The sequence below is a fragment of the Shewanella sp. ECSMB14102 genome (assembly GCF_000813075.1).
In the GTDB taxonomy this organism is placed as follows: Bacteria; Pseudomonadota; Gammaproteobacteria; order Enterobacterales; family Shewanellaceae; genus Shewanella; species Shewanella indica.
This window is the reverse complement of sequence record NZ_JWGX01000019.1, coordinates 73137-91787: the sequence shown is the minus strand read 5'-3', so window position 1 is coordinate 91787 and position 18651 is coordinate 73137. Positions and strand designations below refer to the sequence as shown.

The 18651-nt window shown below is 52.7% G+C and carries 14 protein-coding genes; 12 read left to right on the top strand and 2 right to left on the bottom strand.

All coding sequences use genetic code 11. The annotated features are described in order from the left end of the window. Positions 1–468: 468 nt before the first annotated feature. On the top strand, positions 469–1011 hold the full coding sequence (locus RC73_RS08095) for a porin family protein (protein WP_235369978.1): 543 nt from the start codon (positions 469–471) through the stop codon (positions 1009–1011). Between the two features lie 389 nt (positions 1012–1400). On the opposite strand, the gene RC73_RS08090 is transcribed toward RC73_RS08095, so the two are convergent. Beyond that, positions 1401–5954: an ATP-binding protein gene (locus tag RC73_RS08090; RefSeq protein ID WP_039034159.1), complete on the bottom strand. Its 4554-nt coding sequence runs from the start codon at positions 5952–5954 to the stop codon at positions 1401–1403. A gap of 121 nt (positions 5955–6075) precedes the next feature. Between RC73_RS08090 and RC73_RS08085 the strand changes: the two genes are divergently transcribed. After that, positions 6076–6987: a LysR family transcriptional regulator gene (locus RC73_RS08085; protein WP_025008920.1), complete on the top strand. Its 912-nt coding sequence runs from the start codon at positions 6076–6078 to the stop codon at positions 6985–6987. 104 nt (positions 6988–7091) lie between these two features. On the opposite strand, the gene RC73_RS08080 is transcribed toward RC73_RS08085, so the two are convergent. Continuing rightward, positions 7092–7961: an OXA-55 family carbapenem-hydrolyzing class D beta-lactamase OXA-962 gene (locus tag RC73_RS08080; RefSeq protein WP_052248074.1), complete on the bottom strand. Its 870-nt coding sequence runs from the start codon at positions 7959–7961 to the stop codon at positions 7092–7094. Between the two features lie 190 nt (positions 7962–8151). On the opposite strand from RC73_RS08080, the gene RC73_RS08075 reads away from it, so the two are divergent. The 10 genes from RC73_RS08075 (at position 8152) to RC73_RS08030 (ending at position 18624) form a co-directional block, all read left to right on the top strand. Further along, positions 8152–9300 (top strand): pyroglutamyl-peptidase I family protein, encoded by a 1149-nt coding sequence (locus tag RC73_RS08075; RefSeq protein ID WP_039034158.1) that lies wholly within the window; start codon positions 8152–8154, stop codon positions 9298–9300. Between the two features lie 71 nt (positions 9301–9371). Further along, a complete protein-coding gene (locus RC73_RS08070) occupies positions 9372–9941 on the top strand; it encodes a SprT family zinc-dependent metalloprotease (protein ID WP_039034157.1) in 570 nt (189 codons plus the stop codon). Between the two features lie 113 nt (positions 9942–10054). Beyond that, a complete protein-coding gene (locus RC73_RS08065; RefSeq protein WP_233962965.1) occupies positions 10055–10792 on the top strand; it encodes an endonuclease in 738 nt (245 codons plus the stop codon). 18 nt (positions 10793–10810) lie between these two features. After that, complete coding sequence (gene rsmE, locus RC73_RS08060; protein ID WP_039034155.1) at positions 10811–11542, top strand: 16S rRNA (uracil(1498)-N(3))-methyltransferase; 732 nt, start codon at positions 10811–10813, stop codon at positions 11540–11542. A gap of 43 nt (positions 11543–11585) precedes the next feature. Further along, entirely contained in the window at positions 11586–12545 is a 960-nt protein-coding gene (gene gshB / locus RC73_RS08055; RefSeq protein ID WP_039034154.1) for a glutathione synthase, read from the top strand. A gap of 7 nt (positions 12546–12552) precedes the next feature. Then, positions 12553–13869, top strand: coding sequence for an alkaline phosphatase (locus RC73_RS08050; protein ID WP_039034153.1), 1317 nt, complete (start codon positions 12553–12555; stop codon positions 13867–13869). Positions 13870–13993: 124 nt separating this feature from the next. Next, the gene (locus tag RC73_RS08045) at positions 13994–15028 is read left to right on the top strand and encodes a class I SAM-dependent methyltransferase (RefSeq protein WP_039034181.1); all 1035 of its coding nucleotides are present in this window, start codon (positions 13994–13996) and stop codon (positions 15026–15028) included. Between the two features lie 316 nt (positions 15029–15344). Then, the gene (locus tag RC73_RS08040; RefSeq protein ID WP_039034152.1) at positions 15345–17015 is read left to right on the top strand and encodes a DUF342 domain-containing protein; all 1671 of its coding nucleotides are present in this window, start codon (positions 15345–15347) and stop codon (positions 17013–17015) included. Positions 17016–17118: 103 nt separating this feature from the next. Further along, entirely contained in the window at positions 17119–17481 is a 363-nt protein-coding gene (locus RC73_RS08035) for a DUF4144 family protein (protein WP_052248073.1), read from the top strand. A 111-nt stretch (positions 17482–17592) separates the two neighbouring features. Beyond that, positions 17593–18624: a site-2 protease family protein gene (locus tag RC73_RS08030; protein ID WP_222116194.1), complete on the top strand. Its 1032-nt coding sequence runs from the start codon at positions 17593–17595 to the stop codon at positions 18622–18624. Positions 18625–18651: the final 27 nt, after the last annotated feature.

The following is an 18651-nucleotide window of genomic DNA, read 5'->3' as shown; positions in this document are numbered from 1 at the left end:
CCCGAAGGATTATTGGCAATGAGTCAGCTCAGGTTCAGGAAGGGTAAAAACATGCACTCACCAAATCGCCAAACAAAATCTAACCAACTGTTAAATAATAAAATTATATGAATGAGCTTGGAGCTTCGACGGCTTAAAACACCTTACATCCAAGCCGGTAAACCGACGCTACGCACGCATGGGACTTGTGCACAACCGGCCTAACAACTCCAACTTGGACAATCCAAAATACACAATATAATCAAGTAGATAGAGACTTTAGCGGCGGCAATCTCAGCATCATCCCCTCCCCTAATAGTTATCACACAAGATCTGAAGCTATCTCTGTGACAAGGCTCTTATTGTTCTATTTTTTGAGACAAAGAGACACATAGTTGCGGGCTTCTGTAAGCGCTTAACTTACCTTAAAGTATGACTCATCAACCCGATAAACATTTTAATAAAACGACTTAGCAGTCTTAGGAGTCTATGATGAAACTGAACAAAATAATGATGATGGCTGCAGGAGCAGCATTGGTATGTAGCAGTGCACAAGCAGTCGAGATAGAGTACTTCGCCGGGGCAGGTCTGGGCTACCAGGCTGATGAAATTGAGGGTGCAGTCAATAAAGACACCGAAGACATGAGCTATCAGGCACGTATAGGTATGCTGATTGAACAGCAACACCGTATTACCGGTACTTTTGGTTACATGGAAGATAAGTTCAGCGTTGCCGCCAACAACTACAAACAGGAACAATACAGCTGGCTGGTATCCTATGATTACCTATTGCCGGTGCATAAAGATGTCAATCTGTTCGCCGGTGTCAGTATGGGCGCCAATGACAACAAGATTGCCGGCAAATCTTCAACAGATTTCGTCTGGGGTGGTCAAGTCGGTGTCCAGTACAAATGGAGTGAACATTTCTCCTCAGACCTTGGCTATCGTTACCTGGCCCAGGACTATGAAAAGAACGGCATCGAAATTAATGACAGCCAGCAAGTATATTTGACCTTGGATTACAAGTTCTAAACTGTATTGACATAGTTTTCAAAGGGTACTGATAGTTTAAGTACCCGGGAATTTTAAACTCATTCTTCTTCATTCATCAACTATTGACCATTTGGCAAGTGCCAGTCAGCTTTAGGGCGGCTGGCATTTTTTTATCATATTGATTTTTATCATATTGGTTGTCATTTAATGTCTATGTCCCGCAAATAGGAACTTAAACCAGCATGATGGGAAACAAGCCAATGGCAGACAAGCTTTCAGCAAGACCTTAGGCAATTGTGTAAGGTATGCTGAGAGTTAAATAAAAAAATCCGATGACTGTTAGCCACCGGATTTTTAACTTTATAAATGAAACTGCAAAGGCTCAGGCTTAACAGTTCACGATTTACCTGAGCTGACTATCTGTAACCTCAGTCTTCCACTGGGGAAACCACAAACAGCAAATCGCCTTGGGACACCTGTTGACCATTACTGTTGAGGATCCGCTCGATGCGGTATTTCTTGTCCTCTGGATACAGCTCGGCGCCTTTGCGGTTAAAGCCTGCCAGTGTCACCTGAGAGAACATCTTCATCGCTTCGGTCAGTGCCAGCGTTTGATCGACAGTCACTATATCGCCTTCCTTGACGAAGTCGGCTTCGCCCGGTGCCGGAGAGGTATAGAAGATACCCGCGCCCTGAGCCAACACCTTGAGCTCGTTGGACTCACCCACACGCAGCGATTCGGTATCCACACCTTGAGTTTCGGCAGCGGCTTCCATTTCGGCGATCAGGGCAGGGATATCCAGCTCGGCCATCAGGCGCGGCAGATAGTTGGTGTCATACACGCCTTCACGGAAGGTCTCGTCGGCCAGGATCCGCTTCAGCAGCGGGATGTTGGTGGCGATACCCTTGATGACCACCTGATCCAGATAGTCATACATCTTGGCAATCACATCGTCCCGGCTTTCACCACGGATGATGATCTGGGCAATCAGGCTGTCGTAGTATGGCGACACTTCTTTGCCATCGGCCGCGATAGAGATGATTTCCACATCATCGCGCTCAGGCATCACGCACTCAGTGATAAGCCCCGGGTTTGGCACCAACTGCAGAACGCCCTGGCTGTCCAGTGCCGCCTTCTCGGCTGTCACCCGCACTTCCATCGCATAACCGATTTCCTGCGGCTGCAGATCTTCAATGGAGCGACCGGCTGCCACATCGAATTGGGCGCTGACGATATCAATACCGGAAGTCGCTTCGGTTACCGGGTGCTCTACCTGCAGACGGGTATTCATCTCCATAAAGTAGACTTCGTTGGCATCCAGGTTATAGATGAACTCAACGGTACCTGCGCCCATATAGTCGGTGGCATCACCCAGAGCACGGGTGTATTCCATCACCTTCTGCTTGAGTTCTTCAGGCAGCATGGTGGAACCGGACTCTTCAATCACCTTCTGGTTGTTACGCTGCACCGAGCAGTCACGCAGACCCAGTACCTTGGTGTTGCCGAACTTGTCACGCAGCAGCTGAACTTCAATGTGACGCAGGGAAGTCACATATTTTTCCAGGTACAGGTCACCGTTACCAAAAGCGGCAGCCGCTTCGGTGGAGGTTTTCTGGAACAGGCCAATCATATCCTCGGGGCGCTTAACCACTTGGATACCCTTACCGCCACCACCTTGTACCGCTTTGAGCAGCACTGGGTAGCCGATTTCGTTGGCCACGTTAACCGCTTGCTCGGCATTGGTCAAAATACCGTGAGAGCCTGGTACCACGGGCACATTCTGCGCCTGAGAGGTCTTGATGGCGTTGGACTTGTTACCCATGGTTGTCATCGAGTGCACACTTGGACCAACAAAGTTCACGCCGTTGTTCACACACAGGGCAGCAAACTGTGGGCTTTCCGACAGGAAGCCAATCCCGGGGTGCAGCGCGTCTACCTGCTCATACTCGGCCACTTTCAACACTGAGTAAGCGTTCAGGTAGGACTCGTCGGAAGTATTACCACCGAGACAAACCAGCTTGTCGTTTTCCTTGAGCATGTCAGCGGGAACCGAAGTCATATCAGGATCGGACGCCACCAGTACCACATTAATGCCATTATCGTGTGCCTTGCGGATCAGTTTCACCGCTGTACAGCCTCGGGCGTGTACCAGCACCTTGTCGATAGGCTTCATCAGGGCACGAGGATCGTCCTGAACTATCTCTTCGCTGACCTCTTCAACTTCAACCACCAGAGTCGACAGAGCATTGGTCAACACATCACTTATCTCAGCGTTAGGCATAGGCATTAGAGGATCTATGCTCTTGAGCTGTTCATCGAGCTGATTGCTGAATGGATTGTTGACCAGGCCATTCATCGCTCCGGGTACCTTGGACAGGTAGTTGGACAGAGTCGAAGTGGATGGCAGATAAGCAGGTACCACCATCTGACCGGCAAACGGCATATTGGTACCGGACAGATAATAAGTCTGCACCAGAGGGTGAGTCACGAAGGATGCCTGAGCTCCACCGGTACAGTCACCAAAACCGAACATCAGCACAGGCAGTTCGTTGTCACGCACGAAACGGGTAATACGATCGTTCACCACGGCCATGGAGAACAGCGCAGCAGCCCCCTCTTTGGTCTGCATACCGCCGGAGCTGATAAAGCAGATCACCGGCAGCCTGCGCTTGGCACACTCAATAAGCAGGGCGGAGAACTTCTCGGCACTGGCCATATCGAAGGCACCGGCCTGGAAGGCGGTGTTGGATACGGCAACCCCGACACGCAGCGCCTTACCGCCATGTTCAAAGTCTGCCAGACCCGTGATCAAACCGCAGGGGCGAATGCCCTTGTCGAGTGCATCTTCAATAGAGAGACGGAAGCCTGGGAAGTTGAGCAAGTTGGCCGACATCTTGTCGCCGTTGAGCTCATCGAAGTTCTTGAAGAACTTGGCGATGATATTTTCCCAGGTCATATTGCCGGCTTTCTTCTCGTCACGCAGCACCTTCTGGATCAGCAGATCCTGGTAACCCATGGTCAAACGGTTCCAGAAGTCCTTACGACGACCGATACGCACCGGGTTGATGGCACCTGTGTACTTGCCCTTATCCTCTTCACTGTCGAAGTATTCCGGCAACAGACGTTCGAAGAAGTAAGTCAGGATAACGAACAGCGAATCGTTCAGCTGTGGGAAACCCACGCTCTTCCACTGCTCAGTCTTGGTCAGCAGTTCAGCGCGGTTGGACTGTGACATGAAGTACTTCAGCCACTTGTAGAACTTGCTCTTGTCGTTGGCGGTATCCTGAGTGGAAATCGCCCGGTCGATAGACTTGTGCAGCAAGCCATCAACAGACTGACGCGACAGGCTCTTGGCCATCATGGCTTCCTTGGCGATAGAGGCCAGGTTACCCACGACATTGTCGTACAGCGCGTTAAAGATCAGGATGTTGTAACACTGCCAAATGAAGTCTTCACGCAGTTCTTCATTGACCACGACATCCAATACTGTCAGTTGGTTCAGTTCAGGCCAAGGCGCCTGGGTCACTTCTGCCGGCAGAGTTTCCAGATAGTGGATAAGCCCCTTGAAGTTGTTGGCGGCATTACTCTTCCAGCGGTGATACAAAGACCAACCAATGTTGAACAACAGCGCCTTACGGGCCTTCTTGTAGTTCTCTTTCGGCTCACCCAGGATCAGACGGGTCAGCATGTTGCGCTCGGTGGAAACATCATCACGCTTGGAGATGAAGTTACTCCACAGTTTGTTGAGTTCTTCGTCGTAAACCAGTTTATCCGGACTGGACAGCCAAGCCTGGAACACCTTCTCCTGCTCTTTCTGGATCCGGGCCAACAGATCCCCTTCCGGCACACTCACCTTGGACAGGCGACCATACTGATCCATTGAGATGGAGTGAATACGGCTACGCAGGGTCAAATAACGCAAATAACGGTAGGCGCTGCCGAACAGGTTAAGGTGCATGGTCGGGCTGATAGCAACCGACATTTCCGCGTTGGACTCCAACGCCTTGAGGCTCTTGGAAGGCTCGAGGAAACGCTTGAGGCTGCGATCATAATGTTCGCGCAGGTCATCGGATTCTTTTACAAACTGCACCGCAGCGCGCTCAATGGCTTCGATGGCGCTGATGATGGCGCGGCGCAGATTGTGCTGACGCTCATCGCGATCATAAGGAGAGAAATCCACAATGCCATCGATACAACCTGAAGTGTAAAGCTCTTCCGGGGACACGCCCACAGACTTGGCACACTCCTGCCATGAAAGGTTGTACTTGCGGGCAATGCTCTGCAGGCCCTGAGGCTGAATGGTGTTGAAAATACCATCACGCAGCGACAACAGTATATTGGCCGCCGCCAGTGGAATAGCCCCGCCCGAGTAGCCAGCACCAATCACTATACCCAGAGTCGGCACATCGACGTTGGCACTTTCGGCGATCGCCTTGGAAATAGAATGCGCCTGGTTGTGGCTGTTGGCCACTTCACCGGCATCGGCTCCGGGGGTATCAATCAAGTAAACGATGGGCATGGACAATTCGGCAAAATGGCGAATCGCCTCACAGGCCTGCAGGTGGTGCTCCGGCATCCAGGCACCGTTGGCCGTGGTGCGCTCCTGGGCGATAAAGCCGATGCGGCGGTTACGACCACCAAAATTCAGCTCTATTTCGGCGCTGTAGAATGGGCCGTTGTGGCTCTCGGCGATCATTTTGCCTTTCAGATCGGCAATGATCCTTTTGGCACCTGGGCGGTTCTTGTCCTGGGTAGGCTGGATAACTTTGGCAACATAGCCATCCACATCCAACTGCGCCAATGACTTTAAGTTACTCTGGATGGCATCGTCATCCAACAGACCCTTTATCTCTTCTGAAAGGCTCTGTTTGCTGTGCTCTGGGAACAGCGAAAAATCTTTAGCCAAATGCTCCGCCTGCAAAAACAGGGGATCCGGAGTCTGGGCTTGAGTCGTGTTTGCGGGCTGCTTCTTGCTGGTCATCTATCGATCCTCTGCTAAGCCTCTGAAATTTTTTAGCCAGTAAATATACCTTTGTTATCCCGTCAAATGCCATTAAACTGCCTTAGACGCTATGTTCCATTTTTGAGACAGTAATAAAAACATGCCAGATTTGAATGGGATGCTCCTATTTGCAGCAGTGGTCAGAGCAGAAGGCTTCTCTCAGGCGGCCCGTGAAACCGGCCTGCCAAAATCTACCATTAGCCGAAAAATCGCCCAACTGGAACAACAGCTTGGGGTACGTCTGCTGCAACGAAATACCCGCTCAATAAGCCTCACTCAGGTGGGCGCGCTCTTTTATCAACACTGTGACAGCATCTGCAACGAAGTGGAAGCGGCAAAAGCCACAATCGAGAATACCCATAACGATGTTTCCGGTTCATTGCGGATTGCGATCCCGGTTTCATTCAGCCAAGAGTTAATCGCCAATCTCTGCAGCGGCTTTATGCGTCTCTATCCTGGGGTCGAACTGGATGTACAGTTTACCGATGCCGATGTGGGCTTGGTAGGCGAAGGCTATGATATCGCCATCAAGTATGGCCCGCTGCAGCCTTCGGATCTTGTCGCCCGGCTCCTGTTTGAACGTCAGCCGATTCTGGTGGCAGGCCCTGGCTATCTCAAGTCCAAAGGAACGCCGGCAACCCCGAGAGATCTGGCCCGCCACGATGGTATCTTGCTGGGTACCTCCCGTTCGGCCCCCATCTGGCCGCTGGGAAAGGGTAGCCGCAAAACCATGGCCAGCTTCAGGCGCCGCACTCGGGTAAACAGTGCCATCATGGTCAAGCAACTGGCGCTGGATGATTTTGGCATCGCCATGTTGTCCCATTCGGTATGCAAGAACGAACTGGCCAGTGGCGCCCTGGTGCCGCTGCTGCAGGAATGGCCCATAGAGCCCTTCAAGGTCTATGGCGTCTACTCCTCCCGTCGGCAACTGGCGACCAATATCAGTGTGTTTCTGGACTTTTTCACCAAACGCTTCAACAGTCAGGAGTCACTGCAATCTTTAATGATGTAGCCAATCTTTGCAGATGAAAGTAGGCTGAGGAATCAATAACACAGCACACAAGTCGGCCTTCTCTGACTTATTTTTTGGCTCTCTATATTCCGTGCCAGCCATACTCAAGGCAGTAGCTGTTCCTGCTTGAGCACCTGTTTCACCAGTTGTTGGCGCAACGGTAACTGGCCGGCCGAGGCCAGATCCAGGTTAATGGCGAAATAGACAGTGTTGTCGTCCAACTCCAACCAACCGACCCACCAACCTATGGCCGGCGTATGCCGCACACCATAGCCTGTCTTGGCACGAATGATATAGTCAGTACTCGCTTCGGTCAGCATCATCTGTTTGACTATTCGCTGGCTGCGCTCGGACACAGGCAACTTGTTGTCATGCAGTTGCTGCAGAAAATCCAGCTGTTGAAACGCCGTTATCCTAAGTTGGCCGTCGAGCCAGAAACTGTCCGCTTGACCGCCGATATCCTGATTGCCATATTGCAGCTGCCGCACCATAGCTGCCATCACTTTGGGGCCTATCTCCCTTGCCAACTGCTGATACACAGGCACCACAGAATACTTCATTGCGGTGCGAAAACTCTGGTCCCGGTTCCAGGCAGCAATTTCACGAACCTTTCCGTCCCAGCTAAAACGACTGGTTTCATCGCGCACTGCCCCGGTTTGCAACGCAATAAGGCTGGAGGGGATCTTAAAGGTAGAAGCCGGAATAAAACCTTCGGCGGCGCGACTTAGATTGTTGGAGAGCCCCAAAGAACGCTTTTGATCCCAAAGCAGCAAACAGCCTTTAACACCTGCGGATTCGAACAGTTTGTCCCAGCGGCGTACCTCTTGCCACCCCTCGGCCGTGACCTCAGAGCCGACGTCACTGACCTTGGTCTGCGCCGCTGCCACAACCTGCGTTTGTTGAGCCAATAAACACAGCAACATGGGCAGCAGCAAACGCTTACTCAGGCGTTTTCTGTGCAAACCTTTATTCATCTCATTCCCCTTTTATTCCCGGCGGCCAAAGCAACAAGCATACAGCCCTGGAGTGAATAATGGTCTGGCAAAGCCCTGCTCAATTGTGGCAACAATCTGGCAAGGTAACAGATAGCTTTCCAGTTGCTGACGAGTGTTGCATACTTAACAAACGCATTACTTTACAACTCTATAAGCGAAAGGAACTGCCATGTTTAAGCCCAGCCTGGCCATAGCCCTGCTGTCGGGTACTCTGGTTTCTCTGTCGGCTCAGGCCGGTGTCGAAGAGGATCGCCTGCCTGCCGCCAACGAAAAAATGCCTCAAGTGGTCCAGCGCTATCAGGCATTGACTGATGATCTGGTAACCAAATACCGCCAACATACCGATGAGCTCAAGGTTACCCAGATGGTGGCGCACCAGGGGCAACGCCTGTGGCAACAGGCAGTCAGAGATGTGCAGTCAGGTCACAGCGACGATCGCTCCCTTTATTGGAGCCGGTTGCAAATGCGCGCAGAGCTAAGCAAACAATCGCCCAAGTTCAATATCGCCTCCTGGCAACGGCAGATACTCACCAAGGCGGTGGAAAAGTCATCCCGAGGTTTCAGCGATATCGACTTTAAGGATGATGTCAGCATCAAGATACTGCTGACCGGATTCGACCCCTTCTTTCTCGACCGCAATATAGAGCAGAGCAACCCTTCAGGTCTGGTCGCTTTGGCATTGGATGGTTACCGCTTTTCGGTTAACGGCCGTCAGGCGCAGATAGAGACTGTGATGATCCCGGTGCGTTTCGCCGACTTTGATGAGGGCATCATAGAGTCGCTGTTGACCCCGGTTTATCGCGACAAGAGTGTCGACATGGTGGTCACTGTCAGTATGGGGCGCAGCGACTTCGATCTGGAGCGCTTCCCGGGCCGCAACCGCAGCGCCGAAGCACCGGACAACCGCAATATTTTCACCGGCGCCAGTATACAGCGCCCTCTGCCCCCCAAGCTGGATAACGATACCCTCAATGGCCCTGAGTTTGTCGAGTTCTCCCTGCCGGTAGCGGCCATGCAAAGTATAAATGGCCGCTGGAAGGTCAACGACAACCATAGCGTCAGCACTATTTCCCGGGGCGAGTTTCAGGCAAGTAGCCTGAGCGAACTGCAAAACAGCATTTCGGTGGAGGGCTCTGGCGGCGGTTACCTGTCCAACGAAATCTCCTACCGGGCTATCCTGTTGCAGAACCAACTCGGCAGCCGCATTCCCACCGGGCATATTCACACCCCGAGAATTGCCGGTTTTGAAGCCGATACCGAAACGGCAATTGTCGAGCAGGTCAAAGCCATGCTGACAGCGGCTGCCAAAAGCCTATAATTCCTTACTCATAGAGGCGCGGTTGCGCCTCTGCTTATTTGCCACCAATTCATGCCAATTCGAGTTTTCTCATGCTGAGTCAGTTGTTCAGATCCCTTAAAAACGCCGACACCTCTGAATACAACCAAGCGTCTAAACCGCAGCCTGAAGCTGCCGCTAGTGAAGCGCAGCAGGCAGTGCTCGATGCAATAGAGCTTTGCTATCTCAAGGCGGAGGCCGCGCTGGGGCATGCACTAAAGCGCCCCTCGGTCAGCTTTGCCCTGCGAGGCCGCAGCGCCGGTACCGCTCATCCAACCGAGAACCGCTTGCGTTTCAATCCAGTACTGCTGGAGCAAAACCTGCACACCTTCACCCATGAGGTGGTTCCACACGAGATCTGTCACCTGCTCTGCTTCCAACTGCATGGCAAAACCCGACCTCATGGTAAGGAGTGGCAGAGCTTGATGCGACGGATCTACGGTCTGGCACCGCGTACCACTCACTCAATGGATATCAGTTCGGTCAAACCCAGAACCCTACCCTATCAGTGTGGCTGCGGCGTGGTGGAGCTAAGCATCCGCCGCCATAACAAGGTCATGCGGGGTCAGGCTAAATATCAATGCCGCCGCTGCGGCCAACTGCTAAGCCCTCAGCCATCCTGAGCCAAGTTGCCAAGCCTGGCGGCTTCTTTTACTATCTGCTGCAACAATTCCAAGTCTGACACCTGAAGTATCGGCTGTCGGCATCCTTAGCTATGATTTTAGGGAACAGAGTGATTTCATTCCTTCAGCGGCCGCTTGTGGCCCTGCCGCTGCTTTTGGCAGCCTCATCTGTGCTGGCTTCGCCCAGCCATCCAAGCAGTTTTCCCGAAGCAAAAAAACGCGCCAGGACTATCTACAGCCAAACCCTGCCGGCGGTCAGTTTCTACTGTGGCTGCGCCATCAAAATGGAAGGCAAGAAATGGCAGCCTGACTTGGAAAGTTGCGGCTATCAAATCCGCAAACAACAGACCCGTGCCAACCGCATCGAATGGGAGCACATAGTGCCTGCCTGGGAGTTTGGCCATCAGTTGCAGTGCTGGCAAAACGGCGGCCGCAAGAACTGCAGCCGTAACGACAAGACCTTCAAGCGCATGGAGGCCGACCTGCATAATCTGGTGCCCGCCGTAGGTGAGGTCAACGGCGATAGGTCCAACTTCAGGTTCAGCCAGTGGAACGCCAAGCCAAACCAATATGGCCAGTGTCAGATGACAGTCGACTTTAAAGGCCGTAAGGCAGAGCCACCGGCGCAGGCAAGGGGGCGCATCGCCCGAACCTACCTTTATATGCAACAAACCTATGGGCTCAAGATAGCCTCCAGCCAATTAAAGTTATTCAAGGCTTGGGACAAAAGCTATCCAGTTGATACTATTGAATGCCAACGAGATCAGGCGATTGCTACCTCTCAGGGTAATCACAATCCATGGGTGCAGGCTGCCTGCAGCCAAAGTGCCTTCAGTGGCAGAACACATTAAGCCTAAGGAACACAGAGCATGAGAGTGCCGAGAATTTATCACCCAGGTCCAATAACTGCGGGGCAAGTCCTGTCATTGGATGATGATGCCAGCGCCCATGTCGGCCGAGTGCTGCGGATGTCCAGCGGCGAGCAGATAAGCCTGTTCAATGGCGATGGTAAAGACTATCCGGCCACTATCGTCAGCGCCGGAAAGAAGGCCGTGGATGTGAACGTGCTGTCTGCCATGGACAATCCCTCTGAGTCCCCTCTGGATCTGCACCTGGGACAAGTGATCTCCCGCGGCGATCGCATGGACTTCACCTTGCAAAAATCGGTAGAGTTGGGGGTTAACACCATCACGCCACTGTTTTCAGAGCGTTGCGGCGTTAAACTCAGCGGCGATAGGTTAGAAAAGAAACTGCAGCAGTGGCAAAAAATTGTTATCAGCGCCTGTGAGCAATCCGGCCGTAGCCGGGTTCCTGAAGTGAGACCAGTCATGGAGCTGGCCGCTTGGTGCGCCGAGCCAACAACAGCATTGAAACTCAATCTGCATCCCAGAGCCGCTCACGGCATCAATGGCCTTGAGCTGCCAAACAACAAGGTGCGACTCTTGATAGGTCCGGAAGGCGGCTTGTCGGAGCAGGAAATTGCCATGACAGAAACCCAGGCATTTACCGAAGTTCTGCTCGGCCCCAGAGTACTGCGCACCGAAACCGCGGCGCTAACCGCCATTACCGCATTGCAACTCAGATTCGGCGATCTGGGTTAACCATTTTCCGCCCGGTGGGCGTAACGAATAAAGGAAAGGCATCATGATCAAGCTCGGCATAGTGATGGACCCCATCAAGGATATCAACATCAAAAAAGACTCCAGCTTCGCCATGTTGTTGGCGGCGCAGTCCCGCGGCTATGAGCTCTTCTATATGGAGATGCAGGATCTGGCGCTGCTGCAGGGCGAAGCCTGGGCCAAGATGCGGCCACTCAAAGTTCAGGAAGATCCCACTGATTGGTACCAGTTGGGTGAAGCGACCGACACGCCGCTCAAGGAGCTGGATGTGATTCTGATGCGTAAGGATCCACCGTTCGATACCGAATACATCTACGCCACTTACATGCTTGAGCGCGCCGAAGAGGCCGGGGTACTGATAGTCAACAAGCCACAGAGCCTGCGTGATGCCAATGAAAAGCTGTTTACCGCCTGGTTCAGTCAATTCACCCCCACCACACTGGTCAGTAGCGATCCGCAGCGGTTACGCGCTTTCCATGCTCAGCATGGCGATGTGATCCTCAAGCCATTGGACGGCATGGGCGGCACATCTATATTCAGGGTCAAGCAGGACGACCCCAACCTGGGGGTCATCATAGAAACCCTGACCAACTACGGCCAAAACTATGCCATGGCGCAGGTATTTATTCCTGAAATCACCAAGGGTGACAAGCGTATTCTGGTCATCGACGGCGAGCCTGTCCCCTACTGTTTGGCGCGGATCCCCAAGAAGGGCGAAACCCGCGGTAACCTGGCAGCCGGTGGCAGCGGTGTTGCCCAGCCTCTGTCAGAAAGTGACTGGGCCATTGCCAGAGCCCTGGGGCCAGAGCTTAAAAAGCGCGGCCTGATCTTCGTCGGTCTGGATGTGATTGGGGATAAGCTCACCGAAATCAATGTCACCAGCCCAACTTGCATCAAAGAGATTGAAGCGGCTTTCGATGTCAATATCACCGGCATGCTGATGAATGCCATTGAGCAAAGACTGCAACAAAAACAACAAGGATGAGACTCTGATGAAACTGAGCCAACTCACGGGCGCATTACTGGGACTGTCATTGCTGCTGCCACTGGCAGTCGATGCCAATCAGTTGCCCAATCCCGCCCCTTCCAGACCCCAAAATATCGTGATCATGGTCGGTGATGGCATGGGGCCGGCTTATACCAGCGCCTACCGATATTTCAAAGACAACCCGGATACCGAAGAGATAGAACAGACGGTATTCGATCGCCTGTTGGTCGGTATGGCCAGTACCTACCCCGCCAGAGTCAGTGGCTATGTCACCGACTCCGCCGCCGCGGCAACCGCGCTGGCAACCGGGGTAAAAAGCTATAATGGTGCCATCTCGGTCGACACCCAGAAGCAGCCGATCCCGACCATAATGGAAAAGGCCAAGCAACGGGGAATGAGCACAGGAGTGGCGGTCACTTCCCAGATAAATCACGCCACACCGGCGGCCTTTTTGTCTCACAGCGAAAGTCGCAAGCACTATGTCGAGCTGGCCAACAAGTATCTGGAGACGGATGCTGATGTAATGCTGGGTGGCGGCCAGAAATACTTTGATCAGGAACTGCTGGCCAAGTTTGATGCCAAGGGCTATCAAATTTTGCAGGAGTTCAGCGCGCTTGAAAGTATCACACAACCCAAGGTAATGGGCCTGTTTGCCGAAGTGCAATTGCCCTGGGTGCTGGATGACAAGGACGGCCATCGCCTCAGCACCATGACAGGCAAGGCACTGGAGCTCTTGTCACAAAACAACAACGGCTTTGTATTGCTGGTCGAAGGCAGTCTGATCGACTGGGCAGGTCACAACAACGACATCGCCGCCGCTATGGCGGAGATGGATGAATTTGCCCGTACCATGGAAGTGGTCGAGCAGTTCGTACGCCAAAACCCCAATACCCTGATGGTGGCCACCGCAGATCACAATACCGGCGGTCTCTCCATCGGCAGCAAGGGCAAATATGCCTGGAATCCAGAGGTACTCAAGGGGCTCTCTGCCAGTATCGACACTCTGGCCGCCGCGGCGTTGACCGCAGAAGACTGGCAAGCACCGCTGGCTCAAGGCCTGGGTTTTGAGCTGGAACCCGCTTTGCTGGAGCAATTGGCCAAGGCCAGAATGCAAGGCAAAGAGACGCTGGCCAGCGCTATCAAACAGGAAGTGGATCGCCGCTCCAACACAGGCTGGACCACAGGTGGCCATACGGGCACAGATGTGCAGGTGTTTGCCGCAGGCCCGGGCGCCGAGCTGTTTATCGGCAACCAGGACAACACGGATATCGCCTCCAAACTGAGCAGCCTACTGCCCAAGGGGCAACACGCCGCCAAATAAGGCTTGGCCTGGTAAAAGCGGCTGCGGCCGCTTTTTTTGTCTTTGCCGACTATAACTCTTGCCCGCTGCCACCACTGATTGGCTATAATGCGCGGCAGATTTTATCCTTGGAAGTTCTCCTATGTTGCTGACACCGCCATCGCAATTACTGCTGCGCAACAGTGCGCTATTTGAAGGCCAAAGCCTGCTGCTGCTCAACCATGAAAGCGATAGCTGCGCCAGAGAGCTTTTGAAGCTGTGCCCCAGAGTCGATGCCCTGGCGCTGGACTTCAATCACTTCCAACAGCTTAAATCGCAAGCCACAGCCTCGCTTCATTGCTACTTTGGCCACCAATTGCCCCATACAGACAGGTTCGAGACCGTTGTTGTCTACTACCCCAAGGCCAAGCCGCTGCTCGCTTATCTGCTGGAGCTGGCGGCGCTGCACCTGCAACCGGGAGGCCAACTTCTGGTCATAGGGGAAAACAAAGGCGGGATAAAGTCGTTTGCCAAGCAGCAAAGTCGCTGGTTCAGCAATGCTGCCAAACTGGACAACGCCCGTCACTGCCTATTGTTTGCCGCCGAGGCCATCACCAGCCCAACTGCGCTGGATATTGAGACCTATGTCAGCCACTACAGCTTGCCTACTCCCCAAGGGGATGTGCAAATCTGCAATATGGCCGGAGTATTCAGTGAAAAACGGCTGGATCTGGGTACTGAGCTGTTGCTGTCTCATCTGCCTAAGCTTAAGGGCCGGGTATTGGACTTTGGCTGCGGCGCCGGAGTGATTGCGGCCGCCCTGCTCAAGGCCCAGCCGGAGCTGAGCCTTGAATGTGTCGACATCAATGCCATGGCGCTGCTGTCCTGTGAGCTGACCCTTAAGGCCAATGGCCTTAGCGCCAAAGTCTATCCATCAGATGGCTTGAGCGCCACTCAGGGCGAGTTCGATGCCATTATCTCCAACCCACCGTTTCATGATGGTTTGGCGGCAACTACCCATATTGCCGAAAGCTTTATCGCCGACAGTACCAAAAAACTCACAGAGCGAGGAGTATGGCAGATAGTAGCCAACCGCCACCTGCCTTACAGCGATACAATCGCGGCCCATTTCGGCAAGGTGAATGTCATCGCCGAAAACAACAAATACAAGCTTTACCGGAATACCAGTGACAAAAAGTAGCGCCGAAAATTTTTGGTAACTTTTCGCTAAGAGATCAAAGATTTTTATAAGTATTCAGGGCTATTATCTTTTGAATAACTGCTAATGGGATGTTAACGACAGGCTTCGTTTCGGCGAGCTTATGTTGTTATACTCAATAGCAGTCGGAAAAATAATAATAGTACCGTTCCGCACAGGAGTTGACTCAGTCGATAAGAGCCCCTGTTTTCCTGTTATGTCATGGCACACCCCGCACCATGGACAAACAGTTTCTTACTCGAGTGGCAAACATGTTCAAGCTCCAAAGGAAAGGTATAACTAACCTGGATACTCTAATATGCTGGCGCCGGATCTCGTTGAACTCAGCAGTAACATGCAATTTGCCGAGCTGAGGCTCATCCCCAAAACCCATGGTCCCGTTACCGAGGAAGCCATTCGTCATCTGCTGGCATTACCTGACTTTGCCAAACTTTACCCCCTCGACAGTCAAATTGTTAAAGCCGTCAAAGAGATCAACAAGCTCTATGCCGAAGAAGATGGCCAATTCGAGCAATTTTTTCAGATAGCCGAGCGTCGTGACGGCCAGATATCACTCCAGCCCAGTAAGGACAAGATGCAAGCCACAATGACCCTTACCGCCGCCTGGGGGGGGAAGGAGATCACCCTGCCGGATATCCTTCGCCGTCTCAAGGAAGATAAGATCTGCATGGGGCTGTCGAAAATCAAGATAGAAACCATGCTCAAACGCCTGAAGCAGAGTAAACCCGGTGAAACCATAGAAGGCATCATTGCCTGCGGCAAGGCGGCGGTAAATGGCAACCATGCCAAATTGGACCGCAAAGTGCCCCTGGCCCGTGAACGCCTATTGCATCCGCAAGAACGTGAGGATGGCACTGTGGATATGCGCAACCTGGGCGCCGTCATCATGGTCAATAGCGGCGATCTTTTAATGGAGAAGATCCCCGCCACCCAAGGTACCCCTGGCTACAATGTCTTCGGTGAAGTACTACCGGCCAAGCCAGGTAAAGAGTTGGAGATGGTGATAGGTAAAGGTACAGAACTCAGCGCCAAGGACAGCAATAAGCTTATCGCCACAGTTGCCGGTCAGCCGGTGGAAATCCGCAATGGCATGCAGGTAGATGATGTGCTGCAGATAAAAGATGTCGACGTGGGCTATGGCAACGTCGACTTTAAAGGCAGTATTCTTATCAGTGGCGACGTCCATGAAGGGATGCAAGTCACGAGCAGCGGCGATATCACAGTCATGGGCTTTGTCGACTCGGCATCCCTGACGGCCGAGGGAGATATCACTGTCAGCAAAGGCATCATAGGCAGGCAGATCCGCACCAATGAGCTGTCGACCCAAATAAGAGCCAAGGGGCAAATTTCGGCCCAATTTGTGCAATATTCCGATCTTCAGTGCCAAGGCGATATTCTGGTAACCAAGCAACTGCTGCACAGCCACAGTTGCACCGATGGCAAACTGATAGTCAGCGATGGCAACGGCCGTCGCGGAGACCTGGTGGGCGGAATAGCCAAGGCAGAAAAAGGCATCAAGGCAGTTGCCATAGGCGCCACAGCCGATACCAAGACAGAGCTCTTCTGCGCCATGCGTTTGGGGGAATACCGCCAAAACCTCAAAGAACTCGAAGAGAGTGTTAGGGTTCTGGTAGTGGCCGGGCTGGAAATGGAAGCCCGGCTGAGAAAACTGCCGCCCAAGAGTGAATGGCAAACAGATCCTACCATGGTCGAACAGGTAAAAATGATGCTGCAGGAGAAACATCGTGTCGATGATGAGCGGCTGCGGGAAGAAACCGAACTCGATCTACTGAAAGCAGAAACCGAAGGTTACTATCGCCATTACTTTGTCGAAGCCCTGAAGCATGTCTACTCCAATGTGGAAATTCATATAGGCCCGGCCCAGCAGCGCACTCAAAGGGAACACGGCCCCTGCGTGATTGAAAACCAAAATGGAGAAATCCACTTCGATTACAGCAATCGCGGTTAAGCTCAAAGCCGCACGGTTATGGTTCAATCTGACCGGGAAGAAATCATAGCAACACCAAGTCACTGTGTTATGGTATCGGCAACAGCTTATGCTTGGATATCCTATGACACAGCCCACCTGGCCCGCCATTCTAAAACCGGCAGATTCAGACGAACTCCTGTTCCTTGAGAATGAAAGAGACTGGTTGGAGTATATCTGCCTACATCAACACCTGAGTTGCCAGGGCGACCAACTGATAGATTCCGACGGCTTATGCTATCCCATACTTCCGGCCACTCGCTGTGACGAACCTGTACTGGCTTCATTGCCGCAAATAGGCCCGAGCCAGTCTCGGCTCGAACTCAAAGATCTCAAGCTGTTGGTACAAAAGCACGCCGCCGCGCTCGGCAGTTGCTGCGTGGCCAAATTAGCCTTTATCACTTTTCCACAAGGGCTGGAGATGGTGCGTTATCTCGACAATCTCTGACAAAGCCCGGCGCCCACGGGTATAATCGGCGCGTTTTCTCTCACCGGAGTCATAGATTTGCAACTTCTGAAAATAGATTGCTTAGGGAAGCCTCTGAGGCTGGAAGGTTCCATGGCAGGTTGGCAACAACTCTTTTGGGATAACCAATTGGTCTCGCAACAAGCCGCCAGCGCCAATGACCAAGGCAGCGGCAGCCATGAGTTCAGTCTTAGTCGCACCGATGGCAGCAGCATCAAGGTACGCCTGGAAACCCAGCTCAACTGGCAACCCTTTGAGCTGAGCTATCGTTTGCTCATCGATGAGCAAGTCACGATTGAAGGCAGGCGCGATAGCAAAGATATTGAGCGGCAAACACCAGACATAGCGCCGGTGAAACAACAGAAACTGAGTCTGGTGGGGCTGGTGTCTCTGGGCTTTAAGCTGCTCAAGAGTGCCAAGGTAATCAAAGTCGTACTGGCCGGGGCCAGTATTGCCGCTTATTCCTGGCTGTTTTCACTGCAGTTTGCCCTGGCCCTTATTGCCTGTCTGGTGTTTCACGAATACGGCCATATCCGGGCGATGAAGTATTTTGGTATGAAAACCAAAGGTATTTACCTCATTCCCTTTATGGGCGGCCTGGCCTTATCCGATGAGAAGATCAACACCCGCTGGCAAGATGTGGTGATCTCCATCATGGGGCCAACCTTTGGCCTGTTGATGTCGTTGGCGGCACTCGTGGCCTACTGGATCACTGGCAATCCCTTCTTTGCCGGTCTGGCGGCCTTCAACGCCTTACTCAATCTGTTCAACCTATTGCCAATTCTGCCGCTGGACGGCGGACATATTCTCAAGAGCATCAGCTTTTCAATGAACAGCGCCATCGGCCTTATCGCCTGTATTCTCGGTGCCGCCATCGGAGTATTTATCAGCTACAGCCTGGGGCTAGCGCTGCTGGGGTTCCTGTTGCTGATAGGCAGCGCCGAGATTCTGTTTGAGTGGAAACAGCGTCATCAAAGCCATCTGTTGCCGCTGGACAGGTATGGGCAAGTGTTTTCCCTTATCTGGTATCTGTTAACCGTGGCGGCCCTGGTAGGGGTTATCTGGCATCTGGCGGGTAGCGGAGATGATATGCTGGGATTGCCACTCAAGATATTGCAGAGCTGATGCAATATGGCAAACGGCTGCAGTAAA

What these genes read in the sequence shown, in the direction of transcription:
- RC73_RS08070 (WP_039034157.1), top strand. Translation starts at nt 9,372, where the DNA reads ATGCTGAGTCAGTTGTTCAGATCCCTTAAAAACGCCGACACCTCTGAA.
- gshB (WP_039034154.1), top strand. Translation starts at nt 11,586, where the DNA reads ATGATCAAGCTCGGCATAGTGATGGACCCCATCAAGGATATCAACATC.
- rsmE (WP_039034155.1), top strand. Translation starts at nt 10,811, where the DNA reads ATGAGAGTGCCGAGAATTTATCACCCAGGTCCAATAACTGCGGGGCAA.
- RC73_RS08050 (WP_039034153.1), top strand. Translation starts at nt 12,553, where the DNA reads ATGAAACTGAGCCAACTCACGGGCGCATTACTGGGACTGTCATTGCTG.
- RC73_RS08075 (WP_039034158.1), top strand. Translation starts at nt 8,152, where the DNA reads ATGTTTAAGCCCAGCCTGGCCATAGCCCTGCTGTCGGGTACTCTGGTT.
- RC73_RS08030 (WP_222116194.1), top strand. Translation starts at nt 17,593, where the DNA reads ATGGCAGGTTGGCAACAACTCTTTTGGGATAACCAATTGGTCTCGCAA.
- RC73_RS08035 (WP_052248073.1), top strand. Translation starts at nt 17,119, where the DNA reads ATGACACAGCCCACCTGGCCCGCCATTCTAAAACCGGCAGATTCAGAC.
- RC73_RS08040 (WP_039034152.1), top strand. Translation starts at nt 15,345, where the DNA reads ATGCTGGCGCCGGATCTCGTTGAACTCAGCAGTAACATGCAATTTGCC.
- RC73_RS08085 (WP_025008920.1), top strand. Translation starts at nt 6,076, where the DNA reads ATGCCAGATTTGAATGGGATGCTCCTATTTGCAGCAGTGGTCAGAGCA.
- RC73_RS08095 (WP_235369978.1), top strand. Translation starts at nt 469, where the DNA reads ATGATGAAACTGAACAAAATAATGATGATGGCTGCAGGAGCAGCATTG.
- RC73_RS08090 (WP_039034159.1), bottom strand. Translation starts at nt 5,954, where the DNA reads ATGACCAGCAAGAAGCAGCCCGCAAACACGACTCAAGCCCAGACTCCG.
- RC73_RS08080 (WP_052248074.1), bottom strand. Translation starts at nt 7,961, where the DNA reads ATGAATAAAGGTTTGCACAGAAAACGCCTGAGTAAGCGTTTGCTGCTG.